Raw genomic sequence first — 22,358 nt, forward strand, 5'->3', positions numbered from 1 at the left:
CGAAGCAAGACCGCATAAACAATGCTGGGAGTGAAGTTCTGACCATGTCGACTGCGACTGACGACCTGCGGCTGGCGGCCGATTTTGCGCCTGCGAGTTACGATGACTGGCGCAAGCTCGTCGATGGCGTTCTGAAAGGCGCGCCGTTCGAGAAGCTGATCAGCAAGACCTATGACGGCGTCAAGATCCAGCCGATCTATCCGCGTGCCCAGGATGCAGCGCCGATCGCCGGCCGCCCGGCCGCTGCGCCCTGGCAGATCATGCAGCGGATCGACCACCCCGATGCCGGCAAGTCGAACAAACAGGCCCTGCACGATCTGGAAAACGGCGCCACCGGGCTGACGCTGGTGTTCGAAGGCGCCAATGGCGCGCGGGGTTTCGGCCTCGCCGCCTCGCCCGAAACCATCGAGACGCTGTTCGACGGCATCTATCTCGACGCCGGCATCGGCATCGAACTCCATGCCGGCCCGCAGTCGCGCATGGCCGTGACGCATCTGGCCGACTACATCAAGACGAAGGGCATCGATCCCGCCACATGCGATATCCGCTTTGGCCTCGATCCCATCGGCGCCACCGCGGTATGGGGCAGTAGCGCCTATAACTGGTGGGAGATGGCGCCCGCCGTCACCGACACCATCAAGAAGCTCGCCGCGCAAGGCTTCAAGGGCCCGTTCGCCGTTGCCGACGGCCGCATCATCCACGATGCCGGCGGCTCCGAAGTGCAGGAACTGTCTTACGTCCTCGCGGTGATGGTTTCCTATCTGCGCGCAATGGAAGACCATAACATTCCGCTCGAGACGGCGCGCAGCATGGTCTATGCGCGTCTCGCGGCTGACGCGGATCAGTTTCTCACCATGGCGAAATTCCGCGCGTTGCGCCTGCTGTGGGCGCGCATCGAGGAAAGCTGTGGTCTAGCGCCGAAGCCGCTGTTCATCGCTGCCGACACCGCGTGGCGCATGCTCACGCAGCGCGACCCGTATGTGAACATGCTGCGCGCGACCATGGCGACCTTCGCGGCCGGCCTCGGCGGTACGAATTCGATCTGCGTGCTGCCGCACACGCTGGCGCTCGGCCTGCCCGATGGCTTCGCGCGTCGCGCCGCCCGCAACACGCAACTCGTGCTGCTCGAAGAGTCCAACCTAGCCAAGGTTTCCGATCCCGCCGCAGGCGCCGGTAGCATCGAGACGCTGACGCGCGAACTGTGCGACGCCGCATGGGCGCAGTTCCAGGACATTGAAAAAACCGGCGGCGCCTTCCCGGCACTTGGCAACAACCTGATCCAGCCGAAGGTTGCCGCGACGCGCGCTGCACGTCAGGCCAGCGTCGCCAAGCGCCGCGAAGTGCTCACCGGCGCCAGCGAATTCCCGAACCTGCATGAGGCCCGCGCCGCCGTGCTGAAGGTCAAGCCGATCCCCGGCAAGCCCTATGGCAAGGACAAGATCAAGTTCAACCCGCTCGAAGCGATCCGGCTGGCCTCGCCCTTCGAGGCGCTGCGCGACAAATCGGATCATCTGCTGGCCCGCAAGGGTGCCCGTCCGAAAGTGTTTCTGGCCAATCTCGGCACGCCAGCCGATTTCACGGCACGTGCGACCTTCGCCAAGAGCTTCTTCGAGACCGGCGGCATCGAAGCCCTCGACAGCGACGGTTTCTCCGATCCGGCCGTACTCGCCAAGGCCTGGAAGGCCTCCGGCGCCGCGCTGGTATGTATCTGCTCGTCCGACAAGCTCTATGCCGGCCAGGCCGCACCCGCAGCAAAGGCGCTTCAGGCTGCCGGCGCGAAACATATCTATCTGGCAGGCCGCCCCGGCGACCTCGAGGCGCCCTTGCGCGACGCAGGCGTTAGGGATTTTATCATTGCCGGCGGCGATGCGCTGGCGATGCTGGTGCAGGCCCACGATTTACTAAATTCGGCCTGATGGAGTAAGCCATGACGGCAACGGCGAGCAAACCCGCGCTGACCGGCGGCTGCCAATGCGGCGCGATCCGCTTTGCGCTGTCGGCTGCGCCGACCCGGGTCAGCATTTGCCATTGCCGCATGTGCCAGAAGGCCACCGGCGCGCCATTCGCCTCGCTTGCCGATATTCCGAATGAACATTTTGCGTGGACCCGCGGCAAGCCGGCGGCGTTCAAGTCATCGTCGATTGCGGAGCGCGACTTCTGCGCCAAATGCGGCACGCCGCTGAGCTACCGCGCCATCGGCGGCACCAAGATCGAGATCATGACCGGCGCCTTCGACCGGCCGGACCGCGTGGTGCCGACGCTGCAATACGGCACGGAGTCACGTCTGGGCTGGGTCGGCAACGTGTCGAACCTGCCGAGCAAGACGACGATGCAGAATTTCGGACCGGAGAAATGCGCGGAAGTGTTCAGCTATCAACATCCGGATCATGATTGAGATGACGCGGAAGGAGGGATCAAAGATGATACGATTTGTTTTTGATCTGCTGTTCTCGCCGATCCAGACTCTTATCGAACGGATCGCACCGCTATTCGACGGAGCTATGTCGAAGTCGCCACAGAATGATCCGACCTACAAAAAGAACGTTCAGAGACTCATCGAACGCAATCGAGAATTCGAGAAACGACCATGACCAAGATTCCTGACTTTACCAACATTGCTTTCTCGCCCATCGCTGCCGGTGCGCCGTCGCGGGGCGAGCCCTGGCTCACGCCGGAAGGCATTCTGGTGAAGCCGGGTTACGGCGAGGCTGACGTCGCCGGCATTGATTTCCTCGACACCTATCCGGGCATCGCGCCGTTCCTGCGCGGTCCCTACCCGACCATGTATGTCAACCAGCCCTGGACGATCCGGCAATATGCTGGCTTCTCCACCGCAGAGGATTCCAACGCCTTCTATCGCCGCAATCTCGCCGCCGGCCAGAAGGGCCTGTCGGTCGCCTTCGATCTCGCCACCCATCGCGGCTACGACTCGGATCATCCGCGCGTGTCGGGCGATGTCGGCATGGCCGGTGTAGCGATCGACTCGATCTATGACATGCGCACGCTGTTCGCCGGCATTCCGCTCGACCAGATGAGCGTGTCGATGACCATGAACGGCGCGGTGCTGCCGATCCTCGCGCTCTATGTCGCCGCCGCCGAGGAACAGGGCGTGCCGCCGGAAAAACTGACAGGAACGATTCAGAATGACATTCTGAAAGAGTTCATGGTGCGCAACACCTATATCTATCCGCCGACGCCCTCGATGCGGATCATCTCGGACATCTTCGCCTACACCTCGCAAAAGATGCCCAAGTACAATTCGATTTCGATCTCCGGCTATCACATGCAGGAAGCCGGCGCGACGCAGGACCTCGAACTCGCCTATACCCTCGCCGACGGCGTCGAATATCTCCGCGCGGGTCTTGCCGCGGGCATCGATGTCGACCGCTTCGCGCCGCGGCTGTCGTTCTTCTGGGCGATCGGCATGAACTTCTTCATGGAAGTCGCCAAGATGCGCGCCGCGCGGCTGCTCTGGGCCAAGCTCCTGACGCAGTTCAATCCGAAGGATCCGAAGTCGCTGTCGCTGCGCACCCATTGCCAGACCTCGGGCTGGTCGCTGACCGCGCAGGACGTCTATAACAACGTGATGCGCACCACCATCGAGGCGATGGCGGCGACGCAGGGCCACACCCAGTCCCTGCACACCAATGCGCTCGACGAGGCACTGGCGCTGCCGACCGACTTCTCCGCGCGCATCGCGCGCAACACGCAGCTCTTTCTGCAGCAGGAAACCGGCACCAACCGCATCATCGATCCATGGGGCGGCTCCTATTACGTCGAGCGCCTGACCCACGACCTCGCCACCAAGGCCTGGGCGCATATCCAGGAAGTGGAAGAACTCGGCGGCATGGCCAAGGCCATCGAGGCCGGCGTGCCCAAGCTGCGCATCGAGGAAGCCTCGGCCAAGACGCAGGCGCGCATCGACGCCGGCCGCCAGGCGGTGATCGGTGTCAACAAATACAAGCCGGAGAATGAAGAAGCGCTCGACGTGCTCAAGGTGGAGAACTCCACCGTGCGCCGGCTGCAGATCGACAAGCTCAAGCGCCTGCGCGGCGAACGCAGCCAGGCTGACGTCGATGCCGCGCTGGCCGCGCTGACGCGCTCGGCAAAGGACGGCAACGGCAACCTGCTGGCGCTGGCCATCGACGCCGCCCGCGCCAAGGCCACCGTCGGCGAAATTTCGGACGCGATGGAGAAGGTGTTCGGCCGCCACCGCGCCGAGATCAAATCCATCACCGGTGTCTACAAGCGCGAGGCGTCCACCATGAACGACAAGGTTCAGAAGGTTCAGGCGCTGATCGACGCCTTCGAGGACGCCGAGGGTCGCCGCCCGCGCATCCTCGTCGCGAAAATCGGCCAGGACGGCCACGACCGCGGCCAGAAGGTGATCGCTTCGGCCTTCGCCGATGTCGGCTTCGACGTCGATATCGGGCCGCTATTCGCTACTGCCGATGAAGCCGCGCGACAGGCCGTCGAGAACGACGTGCACATCCTCGGCCTCTCCTCCCTCGCCGCCGCCCATCTCACCGCCGTGCCTGAACTCAAGGCCGCGCTGAAGAAACAGGGCCGCGAGGACATCATGATCATCATCGGCGGCGTCGTCCCTCCGCAGGATTACGACGAACTCTACAAGGCCGGCGCCGAAGCGATCTTCCCGCCGGGCACGGTGATCTCGGAAGCGGCGGAAGAGCTGATCCACAAGCTCAATGCACGGCTGGGCCATAGCGAGGCGGCGGAGTAGCTCAAAACACACAATCGATCGGGTGCATGATGAGTTGGTCCTTTGAATTACCCACGGCGCCCCTACCATCTGTTGCAGAACGCTTCTCGCACATCCACGAGAAGATTTGCCTGATAAGTAGTGAGATCGACGGGCGCACCTGTGTTGATCTCACGACGGACAAATACACGTGCGTGGCACTGGAGCGCATGTTCGAAATCATTGGAATAGCCTCGAATTACATCCCGTATGAGATAAAGATTCACGAAGCCAATGTAGACTGGCAAGCAATCTCGGAAATGAGCGATCGTCTTGAGGACGTCCTCATCAGAGTCGAGCCGGATACGCTCCTGCATTGGGCTCGTGATCTGATGCCTCCCCTCGAACAATGCGCCGAACGGCGCAGGTCCAAAGAATGAAGCTTTCACCTATTCGTCGTGCGAATCGTCTTGCAAGCATTGCCTGCGTCCTGCTTGCCGCTCTTGGCACCTCCGCCCTCGCCGCCGAGCCGAAGCCTGACATCCTGCTCAAGGACAAGTTCGTCGAGGTCAATGTCTCCTTTGACGCCGCTATCAAGGCTGATGCGTCGCTGGTCAAAAACCTCACCACCAGCGGCAAGGCTTGGGCTGCGAAGACGTTCAGGGACGTATCTGCGCTGCCCAAGGACGGGGGCGACATGCCAACACGCCCCGAACCGCCTTGGGCGGTCGAGCGCAGCTATACACAGCGAACGCTCGTCGCAGGTCGCTATGTCAGCATTATTCGCTCCGAATACAGATTCACCGGCGGTGCGCATCCCGATCGCAGCAGCGACACGTTGCTATGGGACAGGCGTGCCAAGAAGATGGTCAGTATCCGGCCGTTCTTCACCGACTTAGCCGACAACGGTGAGGCAATGACGGCAATCCGCGATGCGATCGTCGTAGATCTGAAGACTGAGATGAAGAGGCGCATCCCCGACGATCCCAATATGAGCCTGATCGACGCACTGGAGCCGAAATTGCTCAAGATCGGACCCGCGTCGCTGATGCCATCGACGATACCGGGGAAAAGCTCCGGCCTCACCTTCTACTATAGTCCTTATGCGGTCGGCTCCTATGCCGAAGGCGATTACGACGCCTTCGTGCCGTGGGAGAAACTCAAGCCCTATCTGTCCGCCGAGGGCAGTGCGATCTTCGCCGGCGAGCGGCCGAAGGACGACGACAAGGGGCCGCAGTGACGAAAGCCCCCATCGACATCGACGCGCTCGCCAAAGACCTCCGCGCCGGCAGCCGCGCCGCGCTGGCGCGGGCGATCACGCTGGTGGAAAGCCGCCGCGCCGATCATCAGGCCGCCGCACGCGAACTCGTGCAGGCGCTGCTGCCCGCCACAGGCAAAGCGTTTCGCGTCGGCATCACTGGCTCGCCCGGCGTCGGCAAGTCGACCACCATCGATGTGCTCGGCATGTATCTGATCGAGCGCGGCCACAAGGTCGCGGTGCTGGCCGTCGATCCCTCCTCGGCGCGCACCGGCGGCTCGATCCTCGGCGACAAGACGCGGATGAACGATCTGTCCGCCCATCCGAACGCCTTCATCCGCCCCTCGCCGTCCTCCGGCACGCTCGGCGGCGTCGCGGCGAAAACGCGCGAGGCCATGTTACTTTGTGAAGCCGCCGGCTTCGACGTGGTGCTGGTGGAAACAGTCGGCATCGGCCAGTCGGAAACCGCGGTCTGCGACATGACCGATTTCTTTCTCGCGCTGATGCTGCCCGGCGGCGGCGATGAGTTGCAGGGCATCAAGAAAGGCCTGATCGAACTGGCCGACATGATCGCCATCAACAAGGCCGATGGCGACAATCTCAAGCGCGCCAATATCACGGCTGCGGATTATCGCGGCGCGCTGCATATCCTGGCGCCGCGCTCGGAGCACTGGCATCCGCCGGTGGTGACCTATTCGGCATTGACCAAGACGGGTATCGCCGAGCTCTGGGACAAGGTCGTCGCGCATCGCACGGCGATGAATGCGTCGGGCGATTTCGCCGGCCGCCGCCGCGAGCAGCAAGTGAAGTGGATGTGGACCATGCTGGAGGATCGTTTGAAGGCGCGGCTGCGCAGCGATCCCGGCATTCGCAGCAAGGTCAAACAAGTTGAACGCGACGTCGCCGACGGCACGATGACGCCGGCGCTGGCGGCGGAAGCGATCGTGGAGTTGTTGAGGTAGTATCCACAAACGCCGTCATGCCCGGGCTTGTCCCGGGCATCCACGTCTGTTTGCTTCGCGGCCAAGGCGTAGATGGCCGGGACAAGCCCGGCCATGACGGCGTTCTTGTTGCACTAGTGAGAATTGTTCGCGATGTCCGCAACGGTCCGATCCCCCCGCATCCTCATCACCGGCTTCGGCCCGTTCCCCGGCGCGCCGTTCAATCCGACGCAGGCGCTGGTACGAAAACTCGCGGCCCTACGCCGTCCCGCTTTCGCCGACGTCACCCGCATCGCGCATATTTTCGACGTCACCTACGCCACCGTCGATCGCGAATTGCCCGAACTGATCGCACGCCATCGCCCGGATGCCCTGCTGATGTTCGGCCTCGCCGCGCGCACGCCCTATATCCGGATCGAGACGCGGGCGCGCAACGCGGTGTCGATGCTGTGGCCCGATGCCGGCCACACAACGGTGCGCCGCGCCAGCATCGTACCTGGCGCCGACGCGCAGATATTCGGCCCGCACACGGCGCATCTGTTCCGGGCCGCCCTCGCCAGCGGCGCCGACGTGCGCGCCTCACGCGATGCCGGCCGCTATCTCTGCAATTATCTCTCCTGGCGCGGCATCGAGGCCACCCGCGCGCACGGCGGCCCTCGCCTCGCCGCCTTCATCCACGTGCCGTTGCTGGCGCAGGATACCGCCTCGCGTCGCATGACCTCCGACGAACTCACCGATACCGGTGAAGCGATCCTGCTGGAGATGATCCGCATGACCCGGGTCAAGCTGCGTGACGCAGCCCGGAATTCCGGGGTTTAAGTGCGTTGAGACGACAATCCGCGGCCATTTTCTGAACATCAATTCACAAAATGGGGAAATCCGCCGGTTTCCGCGACGCAGCCATGCCGAAAGTCAACTTGTGCATCGCAGCATGAACACCCTAATGGCGGGAATGCTTTCAAGGACAGTTTTGTGACCGACATCAACGCCGACGCCCCCCTGGCGGTGTCATCGACCCATAGCCCAATGAAGTTCGGCGAATTCGTCGTCGTGATCGCTTCGATCATGGCGCTGAATCCGATGGCTATGGACATCATGCTGCCGGCCCTGCCCCATCTCGGCGCAGCTTTCAAAATCCCCGATGCGAACCGGCTGCAGACGGTGCTGTCGGTGTTCCTGCTCGGCTTCGGCGTCGCGCAATTTGCCATCGGCCCGCTGTCGGACCGGTTCGGCCGCCGCCCCATCCTGCTCGGCGGCATGGCTGTCTATTGTGTCGCCAGCCTGCTGGCGGTGATTGCTCCCAGTTTCGAACTTCTTCTGCTTGCCCGCTTGATGCAAGGTCTCGGTACCGCCGCGACGCGCGTCATCGCCGTGACCATCGTGCGCGACTGCTATGCCGGACGCCGCATGGCCGGTGTCGTGTCGCTGGCGATGATGGTGTTCATCGCCGTGCCGGTGATTGCACCATCCTTCGGTCAGGCCGTGATGCTGCTCACCGAATGGCGCGGCATCTTCGTGGTGCTGATGCTTTATGGCGTGCTGGCGCTGATCTGGAGCGCTGTGCGCATGCCGGAAACGCTCGCCGTCGCAGACCGCAGGTCGATCGCGATCCGCGACGTCTTCCTGGCCTATCGGCAGACCGTCACCAACCGGCAGACGCTGGGTTATGCGCTCGCCGCCGGCGGATTGCAGGGCTCGCTGTTTGCCTTCGTGTTCACCTCGCAGCAGGTCTTCACCGAAATCTATCATCTCGGCCATTATTTCCCGCTCGCCTTTGCAGCGATTGCGCTGGGCGTCGCCATTGCCGGTTTCGCGAATGCACGTTTCGTCAATCGCCTCGGCATGCGCGCGATCTCGCATGGCGCACTGCTCGGCTATGTTGCCGTGGGTGGCACGATGCTGGTGGCGGCCAAAGCCGGCTCGGTGCCGCTGCCGCTGTTCATGGCGCTGTCGGCGCTGATGATGTTTTCCTTTGGCTTGATGTTTGCCAATTTCACCGCGCTGGCGATGGAACCTCAGGGCCACATCGCCGGTACGGCTTCCTCGCTCTATGGCACGCTGACGACGCTGCTCGGCATCGGCGTCGGCTATGTCATCGGGCAACACTATGACGGCACTCTGTTGCCGTTTGCGACCGGCCTCTTCCTCTGCACGCTCGCCGCGCTGGCGGTGATCCTCGTGGTGGAAAAGGGCCGGCTGTTCAAGTCTCACAAGATGGTGAGCTGAACGTTCTCGCGACGCAGCCGGATGGCCGTCGCGCAATTTTGAAATGTCTGGGAATACGTCGGGGCGAACCCGGCGCCGCCATGAACGTTATCAATTTTTACCGGAGCAATCCGATGCCCTACGCCCTGTTCTGTGACGACGCGAAGCTGAGCAAATCCTATCCGACCGAAGCCGATGTGTGGAAATTGGCCGCCGAGAGCGGCCTCGTCACCGATGTCGAAGCCAAAAATTCGAAGCCGACACCGCGCCGCGTGCTCGACAACGATTACGAGATACGTCCCTGCCAGGCGGAGCCCGGCGAATGCCCGGAAAAGAACGAGCGCGACGCCCAGGCCGAGAAGGATTTCCAGCTCGCGCTGAAGGGACGATAGACAGTACGGCCTCGCGCAGGCCAGCAAGAACGCCATGCCGGTCGTATAGCAGTAACTCTTCGGCGTGACGTTCAGGATGTGACGCTGCTCCGTTTAGCTACCGCATTCACCAGGGGACAGCGTCCATGATGAGGCGTCCAGCCGCGACAACCAGAGCCACGTAAGTAAAGAGCATCCCGAAGCCGCGCACTGGCGCCGATCCCCGGAACATGCCGATCGCATGCAGTAGCCGACCAAACGCAAGCGTTGCTCCAGTGGCGACGACCACCCACACCGGGGTGGCATGAGCCTCGACCAAGCCCAGCGAGATAACTCCGAGAGGCACGTATTCGATAAAGTTTCCTTGGGCGCGGATGCATCGACGCAGCGTTTCATCCGCGCTGTCGCCGACCATCTCGCCGACCTTTGCGCGGCGAAGGGAAACTGGCAACGACAGAGCAACAAGCGACACAACAAAAGCCGCTGCGAAGATGGACGTGACAGGAAGCGTTGTCATGGCTAGCGCGCGCTGCGCGATGATCGCGCCGCCGTCGACGGTGAAGCTGTTCATATTCATTTCCTTCGATCGCTATTGTCGTGTTGGTCGTTTTTTGCGCGTCAGAACATCGCCGCCAGCGCGTAAGGCGACGGGATTTCGCGGGCAGCGTTCTGTGTGACAAATGAGGTGATGAGCAATGCGAGGCCGATCACGGCGGGCAGCGCAGCGCTGGGCTTCCGGACGGCGACGTGCGCCAGGGCGGCCAACAGCAGGTGATATAACATGCCCGCATAAGCGAGATCGCTGAGCGCGACGTTGACGTGCAACAGGATTGCGGCGGGGCCTAGGACCTTCACGACGATCATGAATGGCACGAAGTAAGCGGGATATCCGAGATCGGCCAGAGCCTGTCGGACCCAATTTCCTTTCATGAGGTACATAAAGGCAGAGGTCAGATACAGCAGGGCCAATAGCGCCGTGCTGATCCAGTAAGTGTAGATCGTAGCCATGTGGTTGTCATGATTGCTGGTGGGACAGCAACATCCTTTCTTCGTGTTGATTTTCCTTGTGGGCGCCTATGCGCAGTGCCCGTGTGGCGTACATCGAAAATGTCGAACAAGATTGATTTCTACAAGTAGGATGAATAACTTGATGCAAGTATGGAAAAGCAGACCGTGGTCAATAAAGAGAAAAACATGCACGAAGAGATGCGGCGTGCGTTCGCACTACTCTCCGGCAAGTGGAAGCTTGAGATCATGTGGCTGCTCAATCAGCGGGTCTACCGCTTCGGGGAGCTGCGAAAGGCGATCCCCGGCATCACCCAGCACATGCTCACGGCACAACTCCGCGAGCTCGAATCCGACGGTCTGATATCACGCACCGTGTTCGCAGAAGTGCCGCTCCGGGTCGAATATGAGATTACGCAGAAAGCGCGCGGGCTCGGCCCCACGATGGAAGCGCTCACGGCTTGGTGGAACAAGTATGGAAAGACCGTACCGGCGAAGCCGCGTGCGCGTGGCCGCAAGCCCAGGGGCGACTGAATCCTGCGACACTCTCTGTCGGAAGTAGCGGGAATCCCGGAGTGTTTGGCTCTACGGAGACTCCCATGCTGGGCTTCCCCGCCACTCCAATTGGAGTGGCTGAGGTTCACGTGCGCGAAGGCGCGCCCGCGCCCCGGAATGACAGTTTGGGGTGGCAAGACGGCGCTTAAACATTTTTTCCTATCCGTCGTTGACAACATCCGTATCAGGTTTATATTCCGATCCGTCCTGCCCCACCGAGAGGGGCGATCGCGATCGTCACGTTCGCGGGGTGGGATGCGGTGGACGCCGGAGATGCGGCGTCACGCGGTTCACGGGGGACGTCTGTCTTCGGGCAGGACGGATCTGCGCCAGCACTGCCACTGGTAAGGAGACGGCCGACCTTGGGATGGAAAGACTCCTGGACAGTGTGACGGACGACCAAATCGAAACGCGTTCGGCCTAGTCGCTTGAGGCTCCCTTCCCATCGCCTTGGGACTTTAATTCGCGATCGGAGCGTTCGTCGAGGCAAAGTGCAAGCAACCGAAAAAACACCGCAGGCGGAACGTCGGGCACTTGCTCGGCGCCTCCGAAAGTCCTGATGCATTCACTATTGCGGAAGACCGCATGGCATCAGGCCCAAGGGTGCAAAGGGCACCCGGCGTTCCGCACGCCCTCTCGCAGGAGGGCGGGAATGCAGGAGACGACGGCGCCCCCGCGCCGCAAACAATGGGGGCGATGACGCATGTCTGAAGAGCAGTGGCTGTTTGACAGTTGAATCTGTGAAGACGTGACGCGCTATCGGCGCCACACTCGCAGCGGCACAACGACGCCGCCCCACAAACAAAAAGGCCGGCGTGATGCCGGCCTTTCCGTCGAAGATTGAATCGGCTTCGTACTTGCTCAGTACTTGGCGACTACCGGGCCACCCCAGCCGAAGCGATAGTTCAGACCGGCCTTGATGGTGTGCTCGTCGTTGTTGAAGCTCGTCGAGCCGCCGGGAATGGCCGTCGAAGTGATCGTGGTGTTGCCGAAGTTGTAGTACTGATATTCGACCTTGCCCGACCAGTTCGGCGAGAACATGTATTCGAGACCGCCACCAACAGTGTAGCCGTCCTTCTTGTTGCCATCGATCACCGCGACCGCGGGAGCCAAGGCAGCAATGGTCAGGTTGTTGTTGTCCTTCCAGGCATAACCGCCCTTGGCGTACAGGAGCGCCGGACCCCAAGTGTAACCGAGACGACCGGTGACCGAGCCGAGCTGATCGTTACCGCCGCCCGTGATAGTCGTGCCATTCGGGAAGACGAGGCTGGTATTGCTGTTCGTCAGCCAGCTGTACTGGGCTTCAACACCGATCACCCAGTTGGTGGCGAACTGATAGTCGAAGCCGCCCTGCACACCGCCCATGAACCGGCCGCTATCGCCGACGAGGCTGTTGCCGTCACCGAAGGCGCCGCCGAGATGGCCGCCGATATAGAAACCGGTCCAGTTGTAGACCAGCGCCGGCGCCGTATAGGCCGGGGCCTTGGTATAGGTCCGCGCCGGAAGGTCGGCAGCGAAGGCTGAAGACGAGATCGCGGCCACGGCAACGATGGCCGACGCGCTGAGCAAAAGCTTCTTCATGGTTGTTCCCCTGTGTTGCGTACTGACCATCGAAAAACAACGTGGCGGCAGTTTGGTTGCTTCACGGCAGGCGTTGCCACATCGATGTTTGCCGACTGCGACAAAGCAGCAACACTTTTTGATTTATTCATTTTCAGGCGGAGCAGAAGCGCTTTTGGTTCAATGCTCACACGAACTTGATCGCGTTTTTCAGTGTCTGGATACCCGCTTCAGGCTGCGGCAATCTTGCGGCAGTGTTGCGGTCAATTGAGGGCGACGACGCCAGCATTGATGGTACTCGCATAGAGCACCCAGCAGAGATATGGAACCAGCAGCCAGGCCGCAATTCGATCGACACGCGTCGCCGACAGGATCGTGGCAGTGATCGTAACGACCATCAGCGCGACGATTACGAGGCCGGTACGGATGCCATGCCAGCCGAAGAAAACCGGCGACCACGCGGCATTGAGCGCGAGCTGAATGGCAAACAGGATCATCGCCCGGCCGCGCAGCGCTGACGGCGCGGCGCGATCCCACAGACGCCAGAACGCGATAGCCATCAGGATGTAAAGCGTTGTCCACGCGATCGGGAACACGACAGGCGGCGGCGTCCAGGACGGCTTGGCGAGGCCGGCATACCACCCGGCGATTTCGGGCTTTGTCGACAGCGAGCCCGCAACGCCAACACCAAGGCAGATCGCGAGGCAGAGCACCAGGCGGCCAAAGGATTTGATGGTCATCGATGCTCCGTTGAGTGCGCCGCTGCGCTTGGATTTGACCTCGTCGGACGCGTCACGCGCTACCGTGTCATCTTTTCCATTTCGGGGAACGGCGCGTAGGTTGCGCCGGCGCAGACCTCCGCCGGATTCTCGACGATCCGATCGAGCCGCTTGTCCACATAGGACACCGCGCGCTCCTGCGGCGCGGTGTATTTACCGTCGAAATCCTTCGCCGTGTAACGCACGCAGCTGACATAACGCAGCCGGCCGCCGACGGTGCGCTGCACCGGCTCGGCCATCATGGCGTCACGAACGCCGACCGGATTGTTCAGATAGGTCTTGAAGAACGCCAGCAGATCCGTGCGATAACTGGTCGGGAATGGCTGCGTGGCAACGCCCTGATCATCCGTGAAGCTGATGCCGCCGGCGCCGCCTCCTCCGCATGCTGCAAGCCACAGTGGCAACAGCACCGCTGCTGCCCGTCTCGAAGATATCCTCAAATGCCGTCTCATCCGTCGTGCCGTCTCACTTGCGCAGGCCTGTCCCCATCATGCCTGTCCTAGACGGTTCGCCCCGGAATTGGAATTCGCATCTCGGTGACGGACCTGCACAGACGAACCGGCCCGCCGCACCTGGGGACAGGAGCAGCGGGCCAGCCGTTGAAACTCCGCGATCGCGGCTGGGCAATATGAGGCCGCGACCGCGAAGCCCCCTCAGCCGCGTTTATGCACGACTGTGGTCTTGATGGCGGTGTGCTTGTACATGTGGCTCATGCCCAGCTTCTTGTGGAAGTGGGCATGCGGGCGCACGTGGCGGTGATGATGCCGATAGTCATGATGACGATGCATCATCTTCGCATTGGCGTTCAGCGCGCCGGGCTGCACATGACGCTCGGTCGTCGCGACCTTGTGCGTCGTGGCGGCGCGGTCGGAGCCAGCCGCCATGGCCGGGGCTGCGATAATGGATGCGGCAATCACAGCAGCGGAAAACATCTTCAACATGGTCGTCTCCTGTCGGTGTCGATCACGAAGTTGACCGGTCGGATGGCCGGGCTTGTCGATCATGCCGACAGGTTTAGCGGGACCGCGCTGAACCCATCCTGAGGACACCCGACAGACTTCGTTCATCTCGGTGACATCCCCGTCATGATCGGCTGGGTCAGGCCTGCTGCCCCAACTCTGCTGCCTAATATCGGCAAGAGCGGGAATGAACACCTACGCCCGGTGTTCACAACCTGTGACTTCCGTGTCAGATTATTGCCGTTGCAAACAGGAGCGCTGCATGACCCACCTCGCGATCAGGCTGACGACGCTGGCAATGTTTTCCGTGGCCGTTGCCGCCACCCCGTCTCTGACCCCGGCCTATGCCGCGGGCGGCAGCGATACCCCTACCCCGCCGCCGGCGACCGACACCAAGGGCACCAAGGACAAGAAGAAAAAGAGCGAGACCAGGAATTCGAACACCGAGAATGCCGCGTTCCTGGCCAACTATCGCGCGGCCTACGCGACGATCTACGACAAACAGGACTACACGGCCGCCATCACGCAGCTCAAGGCGCTCGGCCAGGGCGACCGCGCCGATGTCGCCAACCTGATCGGCTACTCCTATCGCAAGCTCGGCGACTACAAGGTCTCGCAGATCTGGTACGAGCGCGCGCTGAAGGCCGACCCGGCCCATGTCCGTACCTGGCAGTATTACGGTCTGTGGCAGGTCGAACAGGGCAACCGCGATCAGGCGCAATATCATCTCAACAAGATCGCGATGCTGAGCGGCAAGGATTCAGCCGAATATAAATCGCTCGCTGCCGCGCTGGAAAAGGCGCCAGGCACCGGTCTCACCTACTGATCCCGTTCGCGGATTGGTCAGCCGGCGCGATCCTTCGGACGCGCCGGCTTTGTTTTACCTGAGAGAACCTGTGATCGTCCTGCCGTCTCTTGCTACTCCTGACATCATGAGAGCTCCGATGGATCCCTGGTTAAAGCCGGCCTGCGCCTACATCCACGATTGGATCGAATTTCAGGTGCGGGCATCGCAGCAGCCCGGCTGCATCGTGGCCATCGCGCATCGCGGCACGATCGTCGCGGAATATGCGTTCGGCCACGCCAACCTCGCCACCGGTGAAAAGCTGACCCCGCGTCACCGCTTTCGCATCGCGTCGCATTCGAAGAGTTTCACCTCGGCCGGGATCATGAAACTTCGCGAACAGCGCAAATTGCGCCTCGACGATCCCGTGGGTCAGCATGTGAAGGGTCTGCATCCCCAAGTCGCAGAAACCACCATCGCGCAAATTCTCTCCCACAGCGCCGGCCTTACCCGCGATGGCACTGCAGGCGGACAGTACTCCGACAGCCGGCCGTTCCTCAGCACCGAGGAATTGATTGCCGATTTGAAGTCGCCACCCACCATCGAGCCCAATTCCCGCTTCAAATATTCCAACCACGGATTCGGCCTGCTCGGCCTTGTGATCGAAGCCATCACCAAAGAGCCCTATCGCACCTGGATCGAGCGCGAAATCGTCGAAGCGGCTGGTTTGCGCGAGACTCAATCCGACATGCCTCTCACCAGAGGCACGCCGTTCGCGCGCGGTCACACACCCCGGCTTCCCGTGGGCCGCCGCCTCGTCGTCCCCGGAGACTATCTCGAAAACGCAATCAGGCCCGCCGGTGGCTTCGTCAGCACGGCGGCAGACGTCGCACGTTACTTCGCGCAACTCGCACCTAACGCAAAGCGCAGCGTGCTATCCGCTGGCAGCCGGCGGGAGATGACCCGGAAACACTGGCGCAATCCGCACGCGAGCCTCGAGCAATATTACGGCCTCGGCATCATGAGCGGTAATTTGGGCGGCTGGGACTGGTTCGGGCACAGCGGAGGACTGCAGGGCTATATCTCGCGGACCTGCGTCATCCCCACCTGCGATATAACCATCAGTATCCTGACCAACGCCACCGATGGCTGGGCCGGTTTCTGGGTCGATGGCGCCATGCATATCCTACGGGCCTTCGCGACCCGCGGCGCACCGAAACGGCGGGTCCGCGACTGGACCGGGCGGTGGTGGACCTCGTGGGGCGCGTTCGATCTCGTTCCCATGGGAGACATCGTCCTCGTCGGCAATCCGCACGGCTTCAATCCGTTCCTGGATGCGACGGAAATCACGATCACCGGCCGCGACACCGGCCGGATTTCACTCGCCGCCGGCTATGCCAGCCATGGCGAGGCTGTGCGCCGCACCCGCAGCAAGGCCGGCAAAGTGGCTGAAGTCTGGTTTGCGGGCGGCAAAGGGAGGCCGGAGAAAACCGTGGCAACCGAGATGGAGCGCAAATATGGAGCAACTGGGCGCCGCTCGGCCCGTTAACGATGCGGCGCTCGCTGTTGCCCGACCATCTGAAAGACCTGCTATCCTTTCGCTCGACAAGCCCCCGCGAGGTCGGCTAGACGACCCCGCGCAATCACGCAGCATGAGCCGGCGATCCCCTGATGAACCCGTCCAAGCGCTATGACCGGATCGCCTTCGTGGCCAGCACCAGCATGGAAGCGCAAGCAGCGCTGGACCAGCTGACAGAGCTCTATGGCAATGCCGACCCGGAAACCGCCGACATCATCGTCGCCCTCGGCGGTGACGGACTGATGCTAAAGACGCTGCACGACTTCATGCGCACGGGCAAACCGATCTACGGCATGCATCGCGGCACCGTCGGTTTCCTGATGAACGAGTTCTCGACGCTTGATCTGCATGCGCGCCTCGCCGCGGCGCGCGAGACGTTGATCAACCCCCTGCTGATGCGCGCCACGGACGTCCATGGCGGCGTACACATCCATCATGCCATCAACGAGGTCTCGCTGTTTCGCCAAACGCATCAGCTGGCGCGCCTGCGCATCCTCATCGACGAACGCGAACGGATGGCCGAACTTGCCGCCGATGGCATCCTCGTGGCTACGCCGGCCGGCTCCACGGCCTATAACCTGTCGGCGCAGGGACCGATCCTGCCGATCAATGCCGCGCTGCTGGCGCTGACGCCGATCAGCGCGTTCCGTCCCCGGCGCTGGCGCGGCGCGCTGCTTCCCAATACCGCGATCGTCGCAATCGAGGTGCTGGAAGGCGAAAAGCGCCCGGTGGCCGCCGTCGCCGACAACGAGGAAGCCCGCGACGTCCGGCGGGTCGAGATCATCTCCGACAAGTCGATCTCGATGCGCATGATGTTCGACCCCGGCCACAGTCTTGAGGAACGTATCCTCAGCGAGCAGTTCGGATATTGAGGCGCCTGCCCGCCTCAACCATTCGTTAAGACGCGCTGCGGTATGGTTAACATCGGGTAACGGTCCCTGCCCGGTTCGAGCCGCATCATGTTCCGTATCGACTTCAACAAGCTGCGTTTTCTGGTCTGCGACGATAATCCGCACATGCGGCGCATCCTGCGCACGCTGCTGCATTCGTTCGGCGCCCGCGAAGTCTATGAAGCCGAGGACGGCGCCACCGCGCTAGAAATGTACAGCCACTACGTCCCGGACATCGTGATCGCCGACTGGGCGATGCCGATTTTCGACGGGCTGGAACTGGCGCAGATGATCCGGCAGCCGGATTCCAAGGGCAATCCCTACGCGCCGATCATCATGCTGACCGGCCATTCCGAAAAGCGCCGCATCACCATGGCGCGCGATGCCGGCGTCACCGAATTTCTGGCCAAGCCGATCTCGGCCAAGGGCCTCTATCTGCGCATCATGAGCGTGGTCGCGCATCCCCGCCCCTTCATCAAGACGAAGAACTATTTCGGGCCCGACCGCCGCCGCAACACCACCGTCGCCTATATCGGACCGGAACGCCGCAATGGCGGTGAAGCCGAGGTTCTGCAGCAGCCGTCGCTGCTGGATAAAGCCCGTGTCACTGGCTAGCGCAATGTTCGGAGAAACGACCATGGCCAAGAACAAAGCGCCGGCGCCGCCGAAGGTGCAGGCTTTCGCCGATCATCAGGTCATCACGCCGCCGAACACACTGAAGCACGCGATCCGCCGCGTCATCGATCGCGAGCTCGACGATCCCGTGGCGCGCGCCGAACAGGCTCTGGCCAATCTCTCCGGTGAGTTCAAAACCTGGATGCGCAGCGAATGCGACCGCCTCGCCGCAGCACACGCCGCGATCCTGAAAAAGGGCTTCAATCCGCAAACCCGCGGCGAGCTGTTTCGTGCGGCGCATGACATCAAGGGCGATGCCTCGACCTTCGGCTTTCCAGCCGCCGGCGTGGCCGCCGAGAGCCTGTGCCGGATTCTCGAACACGCCCCCGATCTCGCCGTCGTGCCACCGGATCTGATCCAGCATCACATCGATGCGATCCAGGCCATCGTGCGCGAACACAACACCATCGAGAAGGCCGGCGTGGCCAACGAACTCAGCGCCCGCCTGCGTACCGTCGCGGATGATTATCTGACGGTCGTCAATCGCGATCGACCGGATCATCTCGAGATGATTTCGGCGCCGAGCATCGTGCCGAAGGAATAATTGCTCTCAGTCGTCATTCCGGGGCAGCGCGAGCCGCGCAGCGGATTGAGCTGAACCCGGAATCCCAGCATGGGAGTCTCCGACAGCGCCAAACATATCGGGATTCCGGGTTCGCGTTCCGACCCCTTCGGCGTCTTCTCGCGCCCCGGAATGATTCGCTCTGTGAGCTTACGCCGCGATCAGCTGATATTCGTCGCGCGCATTCGCCTGTTCGGCCAATTCATCGCAGAACACGCGCGCTTCCTCACGCGCCGATTCCGTCGCGAAGCGTCGCAGCAAGACCAGCAGCGGCTCCGACGCCGCCTCATCGGTCTCGCACACCGTCAACACACGCTCGACCATGCGACGACGCAACCGCACGGCGCCGCCGACGGAGCCGATGAAACCGATCTCGTTGCGCGCCGCGAGCGCAGCGCGGAAGGCAGGGAATGTCGACTCCGGCAGTCCTGCGCGGGCGAGCAATGCGTTCAGCCCGGCACCGACGCCATCATAGACAAGCGCGGCTACGCGGCTCTGCGGCAGGCCGGACAGTTCTACAAGCGCCTGATCGAACAGCTCGAGATTGCCTGACAGCAGGGCGCGAAGGATCAACCCGACGGTCAGTTGTCCGGCTTCGCGCAGGTGATGTACGAGATCACGCATCTCGTCGCCACGCGAGCGCGATGCGATATTGACGGTCGAGCGCGCCATGGCCTCGTCCGCAATGCGCTCGGCACGATCCGGCGACAGCCAGTTGCGTGCGACGACAAAACGGGTCAGCGTTTCGGAGAGCTTGGCCACCAGCGCGAGACGCGTCGTGGCCGGCAGGTCGTCAAGGGCCAGCATCGCTTCGCGGATGGCTGCAAGATGGCCGTGACGCTCGACGATACGGTCCCAGGAGAATTGCGCCAGTTCGGCATACGGATTTTCTATCAGTTCGAGCGCTGCAGCGGCAGAGCCGACTTCGGCAATGGCGGCGCAGATCGAGATCGGCAGATTGATGCGGCGCGCGACGGCGCATTGCAGTTCGCTGTTTCCGGTGGCGACGATGTCGACCAGATCGGCATCGATCAGCAGCGGCGAATGTTCAAGCACCGGCAGCGACACGCAGGGCTGATCCACCGACAGCGCCTGCACGATGGCCGGGGGCGCCGATGGCGCGCGGGCGAAAACCTGCGCCATGGCCTGGCGCACCAGCGGGGACGCATCATCGAGCAGCATCAGTAGCGCGCCTTCGGCGGCAGCACGGTCGTCGTCTGAAAGATCAGAAAAAATCCAGGCCCGCGCCAAAGAGCGCGTTGCCTCTGCCCGCTCGCTGGCTGGAGCGGTCCGTACCCAACTGATGAACTGCCGAACAATCATGGTTCTGCCAGCCTACGCAACAAGATCAACACCGAAACGCGATGCCACTGTCAGAGAAAATAAACCATGCCGCTTAACAAACGGTTCACCATAAGCTTTTGGGCTTATTGAGGTTTTGTTAAGGGATCGGACATGCGGGGAAATGCGCGGCCTGCCCCGGAAATCTGCGTGCGAATAAAACGCGGAGCAATCCGGCATACGGTCATCGGAAGATAGTAGTGTATTTGAAAGTATAGTTCAGGCCTGCGGGATCAAATTCGGACTGCGCCATGCTTCAGCCGAACTACGTCAGCGCACGACTTAACTACTGAAAGTCCCGGCGCGATCGCTAAACAGATCGAGCGGCTTGGGCACACCGACTTCAGGTGCCTTCGGCAGCGACGTGGACGTCAGAGACGTCCGATTGCCCCACAATTCCTGTACGGCCGGCGACACAGGTTGCGCACGATCGCCGCCCTGGAACAGCGACCGGAAAATCGGCTGTTCCTGCACAGCCGTCGACGACTGATCAGATGCGAAACTCGCAACTTGCGCCGTGCTCAGATCCGGGAAGCGCGATAGGAACGTCGCATTGCTGGCAGGCGTCAGCGGCGCGACCGCCTGCGCCGTCACGACGCCCGCGGACACCATTGCCGTCCGCGTCGCTGTGGAGTTCGCAGCGCTGTCATAACGCGACGACAATACCGAATAGACTTGCGACACGCTGCGCGCGCTGCCGCTCTGATCGTAGAAAATCGAACGGTTCGCTGCGGCGGCATTCGGAAACAGCGCGGCACCCGACGCGTTCGGATTGCTCGCCGCATTGTTGATCAGTTTTGAGGCTCCGCTGACGCCCATGAAATGCGCCATGTAAAGTTCGGAGTCGTTCGGCCTGCGACCGATCTCGCCCGTGAGCTTGAAACCGTTGGATTGCGTCAGCACACCGGCCATGGCCGAGCTCGCAACCGGATCATCACGCAGCTTCAGGATCTCGGCCTTAGCGGCGGGATCGCTCACCGAATAGGAGCCCGACGGCGACTTGGTAATAGCGTCGGCGTATTTCCCGTAACCGAGTTGCGTGCCAGCTTCCTTCACGGTGCCAAGCCAGGTCTGTTCGATGAACTGGAACAGGCCCTTGGCCGAAGATGTCGATGCCGTGGCTGAGGGATTAAAGTTGGATTCCATCTTGGCGGTGGCGAGCAGATATTCGAAGCTCGTGCCGGTGCTGCCGGCAGCATTCTTGATCGCGCCGGTCACCTGACTGCGCGTTGCCGAGAGTGCTGATGCGAGGTTGGTCGCGTCGACCGCCATGTCGTGGTGCCCCGCTGCCGCAAAACGACCGCCGGGAATCGTGCCCTGCCAGCCGTGCGGAAGCCGCGGACACAGTGGGACATTCATGGTTAACGAAACGCTAAGACGGTTTTGGCGCCCAATACCTCCATCCTTGGTTGCATATTTTACAGAGCATTAACGCGAGGATGTTTCCGTATGTGTCTGACGGGGATTTGTTCCCGTCGGCGGCGGGAATGGAGATCACCATGGTTGCGGTCGCAAATGGCGGAAACGCGCATTCGACGTCGACGCAACCGTGGGACAAAGCGACCCCCGCCGCCGTTGCGCCCGCCAAGCCATCCGTCACATCCGACAAGCCTGCATCCGCATCGCAAGCCCCTGCTGCCTTCGTGTCACTCTCCGACCGCGCCAAGGCGATCATTGAGAAGGCCAAGGCCGATCAGGCCGCGACCGAAGGGCTCACCGATACGTTCGACGAAATGCTGACAAAGCGGACCGACGCTCTGGCCGACCGCCTTTCGAAAGCATTCGAGAAAATGAATATCCCGCCGGAGTATGCGACGCATATGAAGGTCGACAAATTCGGCAACCTGACTGCCGAAGGCCCCTGGAAAGCCAAGATCGAGAAGATGTTCAGCGACGATCCTGCACTTGCCAAGGAGATGAAAGAAGTCTCGGGCCTGAATGCCCTGAAGGCGGCGCAAGCTTCGCTCGATCTCTACAACGAGCAGAAAAAATCGACCAATAGCGAAGCGAAACAAGCGGAAGCCTGGAAGAACTACAATATCCGCTCGATGAACATCCAGACCCTGTCCGGCGTCATGACCATGAAGGACGGAAAACTCCGGTCGGCGGCCGTCGATTACATCGACATGATAGCCGATCCAACCGGCATCAACGCCGCCAAATCCCGGCAGGATTTTGCCGGCCGGCTGGTGTGA

The 22,358-nt window shown here is 61.9% G+C and carries 25 protein-coding genes; 17 read left to right on the top strand and 8 right to left on the bottom strand.

The window, feature by feature from the left end; genetic code table 11:
• Positions 1-44 precede the first annotated feature (44 nt).
• The 9 genes from CIW50_RS09160 (at position 45) to CIW50_RS09200 (ending at position 9,495) form a co-directional block, all read left to right on the top strand.
• Positions 45-1,916 (top strand): methylmalonyl-CoA mutase subunit beta, encoded by a 1,872-nt coding sequence (locus tag CIW50_RS09160; protein ID WP_149530940.1) that lies wholly within the window; start codon positions 45-47, stop codon positions 1,914-1,916.
• 11 nt (positions 1,917-1,927) lie between these two features.
• Complete coding sequence (locus CIW50_RS09165) at positions 1,928-2,395, top strand: GFA family protein (RefSeq protein ID WP_149530941.1); 468 nt, start codon at positions 1,928-1,930, stop codon at positions 2,393-2,395.
• A 192-nt stretch (positions 2,396-2,587) separates the two neighbouring features.
• Positions 2,588-4,741, top strand: a complete 2,154-nt coding sequence (gene scpA / locus CIW50_RS09170; protein WP_149530942.1) for a methylmalonyl-CoA mutase — start codon at positions 2,588-2,590, stop codon at positions 4,739-4,741.
• 26 nt (positions 4,742-4,767) lie between these two features.
• The gene (locus tag CIW50_RS09175) at positions 4,768-5,139 is read left to right on the top strand and encodes a ribonuclease HepT family protein (protein ID WP_149530943.1); all 372 of its coding nucleotides are present in this window, start codon (positions 4,768-4,770) and stop codon (positions 5,137-5,139) included.
• A complete protein-coding gene (locus CIW50_RS09180) occupies positions 5,136-5,939 on the top strand; it encodes a DUF3298 and DUF4163 domain-containing protein (protein WP_149530944.1) in 804 nt (267 codons plus the stop codon). The genes CIW50_RS09175 and CIW50_RS09180 overlap by 4 nt, the downstream gene beginning before the upstream one ends.
• A complete protein-coding gene (gene meaB, locus CIW50_RS09185) occupies positions 5,936-6,919 on the top strand; it encodes a methylmalonyl Co-A mutase-associated GTPase MeaB (protein ID WP_149530945.1) in 984 nt (327 codons plus the stop codon). Before CIW50_RS09180 ends, meaB begins: the two co-directional genes overlap by 4 nt.
• 132 nt (positions 6,920-7,051) lie before the next feature.
• On the top strand, positions 7,052-7,717 hold the full coding sequence (locus tag CIW50_RS09190) for a pyroglutamyl-peptidase I (RefSeq protein WP_149530946.1): 666 nt from the start codon (positions 7,052-7,054) through the stop codon (positions 7,715-7,717).
• 153 nt (positions 7,718-7,870) lie between these two features.
• Positions 7,871-9,124, top strand: a complete 1,254-nt coding sequence (locus tag CIW50_RS09195) for a multidrug effflux MFS transporter (protein ID WP_246664200.1) — start codon at positions 7,871-7,873, stop codon at positions 9,122-9,124.
• A gap of 113 nt (positions 9,125-9,237) precedes the next feature.
• A complete protein-coding gene (locus CIW50_RS09200) occupies positions 9,238-9,495 on the top strand; it encodes a hypothetical protein (protein ID WP_093759161.1) in 258 nt (85 codons plus the stop codon).
• A 106-nt stretch (positions 9,496-9,601) separates the two neighbouring features.
• Here the strand turns inward: CIW50_RS09200 and CIW50_RS09205 are convergent, their stop codons facing one another.
• Entirely contained in the window at positions 9,602-10,045 is a 444-nt protein-coding gene (locus tag CIW50_RS09205; RefSeq protein WP_246664201.1) for an MAPEG family protein, read from the bottom strand.
• Positions 10,046-10,092: 47 nt separating this feature from the next.
• Positions 10,093-10,482 (bottom strand): DoxX family protein, encoded by a 390-nt coding sequence (locus tag CIW50_RS09210; protein ID WP_149530947.1) that lies wholly within the window; start codon positions 10,480-10,482, stop codon positions 10,093-10,095.
• Positions 10,483-10,632: 150 nt separating this feature from the next.
• On the opposite strand from CIW50_RS09210, the gene CIW50_RS09215 reads away from it, so the two are divergent.
• On the top strand, positions 10,633-11,013 hold the full coding sequence (locus tag CIW50_RS09215; protein ID WP_149530948.1) for a winged helix-turn-helix transcriptional regulator: 381 nt from the start codon (positions 10,633-10,635) through the stop codon (positions 11,011-11,013).
• A gap of 882 nt (positions 11,014-11,895) precedes the next feature.
• On the opposite strand, the gene CIW50_RS09220 is transcribed toward CIW50_RS09215, so the two are convergent.
• On the bottom strand, positions 11,896-12,615 hold the full coding sequence (locus CIW50_RS09220) for an outer membrane protein (RefSeq protein ID WP_149530949.1): 720 nt from the start codon (positions 12,613-12,615) through the stop codon (positions 11,896-11,898).
• On the opposite strand from CIW50_RS09220, the gene CIW50_RS29005 reads away from it, so the two are divergent.
• On the top strand, positions 12,584-12,865 hold the full coding sequence (locus CIW50_RS29005) for a hypothetical protein (RefSeq protein WP_172980277.1): 282 nt from the start codon (positions 12,584-12,586) through the stop codon (positions 12,863-12,865). The genes CIW50_RS09220 and CIW50_RS29005 overlap by 32 nt on opposite strands.
• On the opposite strand, the gene CIW50_RS09225 is transcribed toward CIW50_RS29005, so the two are convergent.
• The 3 genes from CIW50_RS09225 to CIW50_RS09235 form a co-directional block, all read right to left on the bottom strand.
• Positions 12,858-13,334, bottom strand: a complete 477-nt coding sequence (locus CIW50_RS09225) for a TspO/MBR family protein (RefSeq protein ID WP_149530950.1) — start codon at positions 13,332-13,334, stop codon at positions 12,858-12,860. The two genes, CIW50_RS29005 and CIW50_RS09225, sit on opposite strands and share 8 nt — an antisense overlap.
• Positions 13,335-13,393: 59 nt before the next feature.
• Entirely contained in the window at positions 13,394-13,825 is a 432-nt protein-coding gene (locus CIW50_RS09230; RefSeq protein ID WP_502707416.1) for a hypothetical protein, read from the bottom strand.
• 201 nt (positions 13,826-14,026) lie between these two features.
• Positions 14,027-14,314 carry a His-rich protein BRANT gene (locus tag CIW50_RS09235; RefSeq protein ID WP_197738357.1) on the bottom strand — a complete coding sequence of 96 codons (288 nt, stop codon included), beginning with the start codon at positions 14,312-14,314 and terminating at the stop codon, positions 14,027-14,029.
• A gap of 280 nt (positions 14,315-14,594) precedes the next feature.
• On the opposite strand from CIW50_RS09235, the gene CIW50_RS09240 reads away from it, so the two are divergent.
• The 5 genes from CIW50_RS09240 to CIW50_RS09260 all read left to right on the top strand — a co-directional run bounded on the left by CIW50_RS09240 (position 14,595) and on the right by CIW50_RS09260 (position 18,804).
• A complete protein-coding gene (locus tag CIW50_RS09240) occupies positions 14,595-15,158 on the top strand; it encodes a tetratricopeptide repeat protein (protein WP_149530952.1) in 564 nt (187 codons plus the stop codon).
• Positions 15,159-15,276: 118 nt separating this feature from the next.
• Positions 15,277-16,665, top strand: coding sequence for a serine hydrolase domain-containing protein (locus tag CIW50_RS09245; RefSeq protein ID WP_149530953.1), 1,389 nt, complete (start codon positions 15,277-15,279; stop codon positions 16,663-16,665).
• 122 nt (positions 16,666-16,787) lie between these two features.
• Positions 16,788-17,567, top strand: a complete 780-nt coding sequence (locus CIW50_RS09250) for an NAD kinase (protein ID WP_149530954.1) — start codon at positions 16,788-16,790, stop codon at positions 17,565-17,567.
• A gap of 87 nt (positions 17,568-17,654) precedes the next feature.
• A complete protein-coding gene (locus CIW50_RS09255; protein ID WP_068731951.1) occupies positions 17,655-18,200 on the top strand; it encodes a response regulator in 546 nt (181 codons plus the stop codon).
• A gap of 22 nt (positions 18,201-18,222) precedes the next feature.
• Positions 18,223-18,804 carry an Hpt domain-containing protein gene (locus tag CIW50_RS09260; protein ID WP_149530955.1) on the top strand — a complete coding sequence of 194 codons (582 nt, stop codon included), beginning with the start codon at positions 18,223-18,225 and terminating at the stop codon, positions 18,802-18,804.
• 168 nt (positions 18,805-18,972) lie between these two features.
• On the opposite strand, the gene CIW50_RS09265 is transcribed toward CIW50_RS09260, so the two are convergent.
• The gene (locus tag CIW50_RS09265; RefSeq protein ID WP_149530956.1) at positions 18,973-20,145 is read right to left on the bottom strand and encodes a DUF2336 domain-containing protein; all 1,173 of its coding nucleotides are present in this window, start codon (positions 20,143-20,145) and stop codon (positions 18,973-18,975) included.
• A gap of 300 nt (positions 20,146-20,445) precedes the next feature.
• Positions 20,446-21,435, bottom strand: a complete 990-nt coding sequence (locus CIW50_RS09270) for a transglycosylase SLT domain-containing protein (protein ID WP_149531572.1) — start codon at positions 21,433-21,435, stop codon at positions 20,446-20,448.
• Positions 21,436-21,662: 227 nt separating this feature from the next.
• Between CIW50_RS09270 and CIW50_RS09275 the strand changes: the two genes are divergently transcribed.
• Positions 21,663-22,358 carry a hypothetical protein gene (locus tag CIW50_RS09275; protein WP_149530957.1) on the top strand — a complete coding sequence of 232 codons (696 nt, stop codon included), beginning with the start codon at positions 21,663-21,665 and terminating at the stop codon, positions 22,356-22,358.

The organism is Tardiphaga sp. P9-11 (genome assembly GCF_008329525.1).
In the GTDB taxonomy this organism is placed as follows: Bacteria; Pseudomonadota; Alphaproteobacteria; order Rhizobiales; family Xanthobacteraceae; genus Tardiphaga.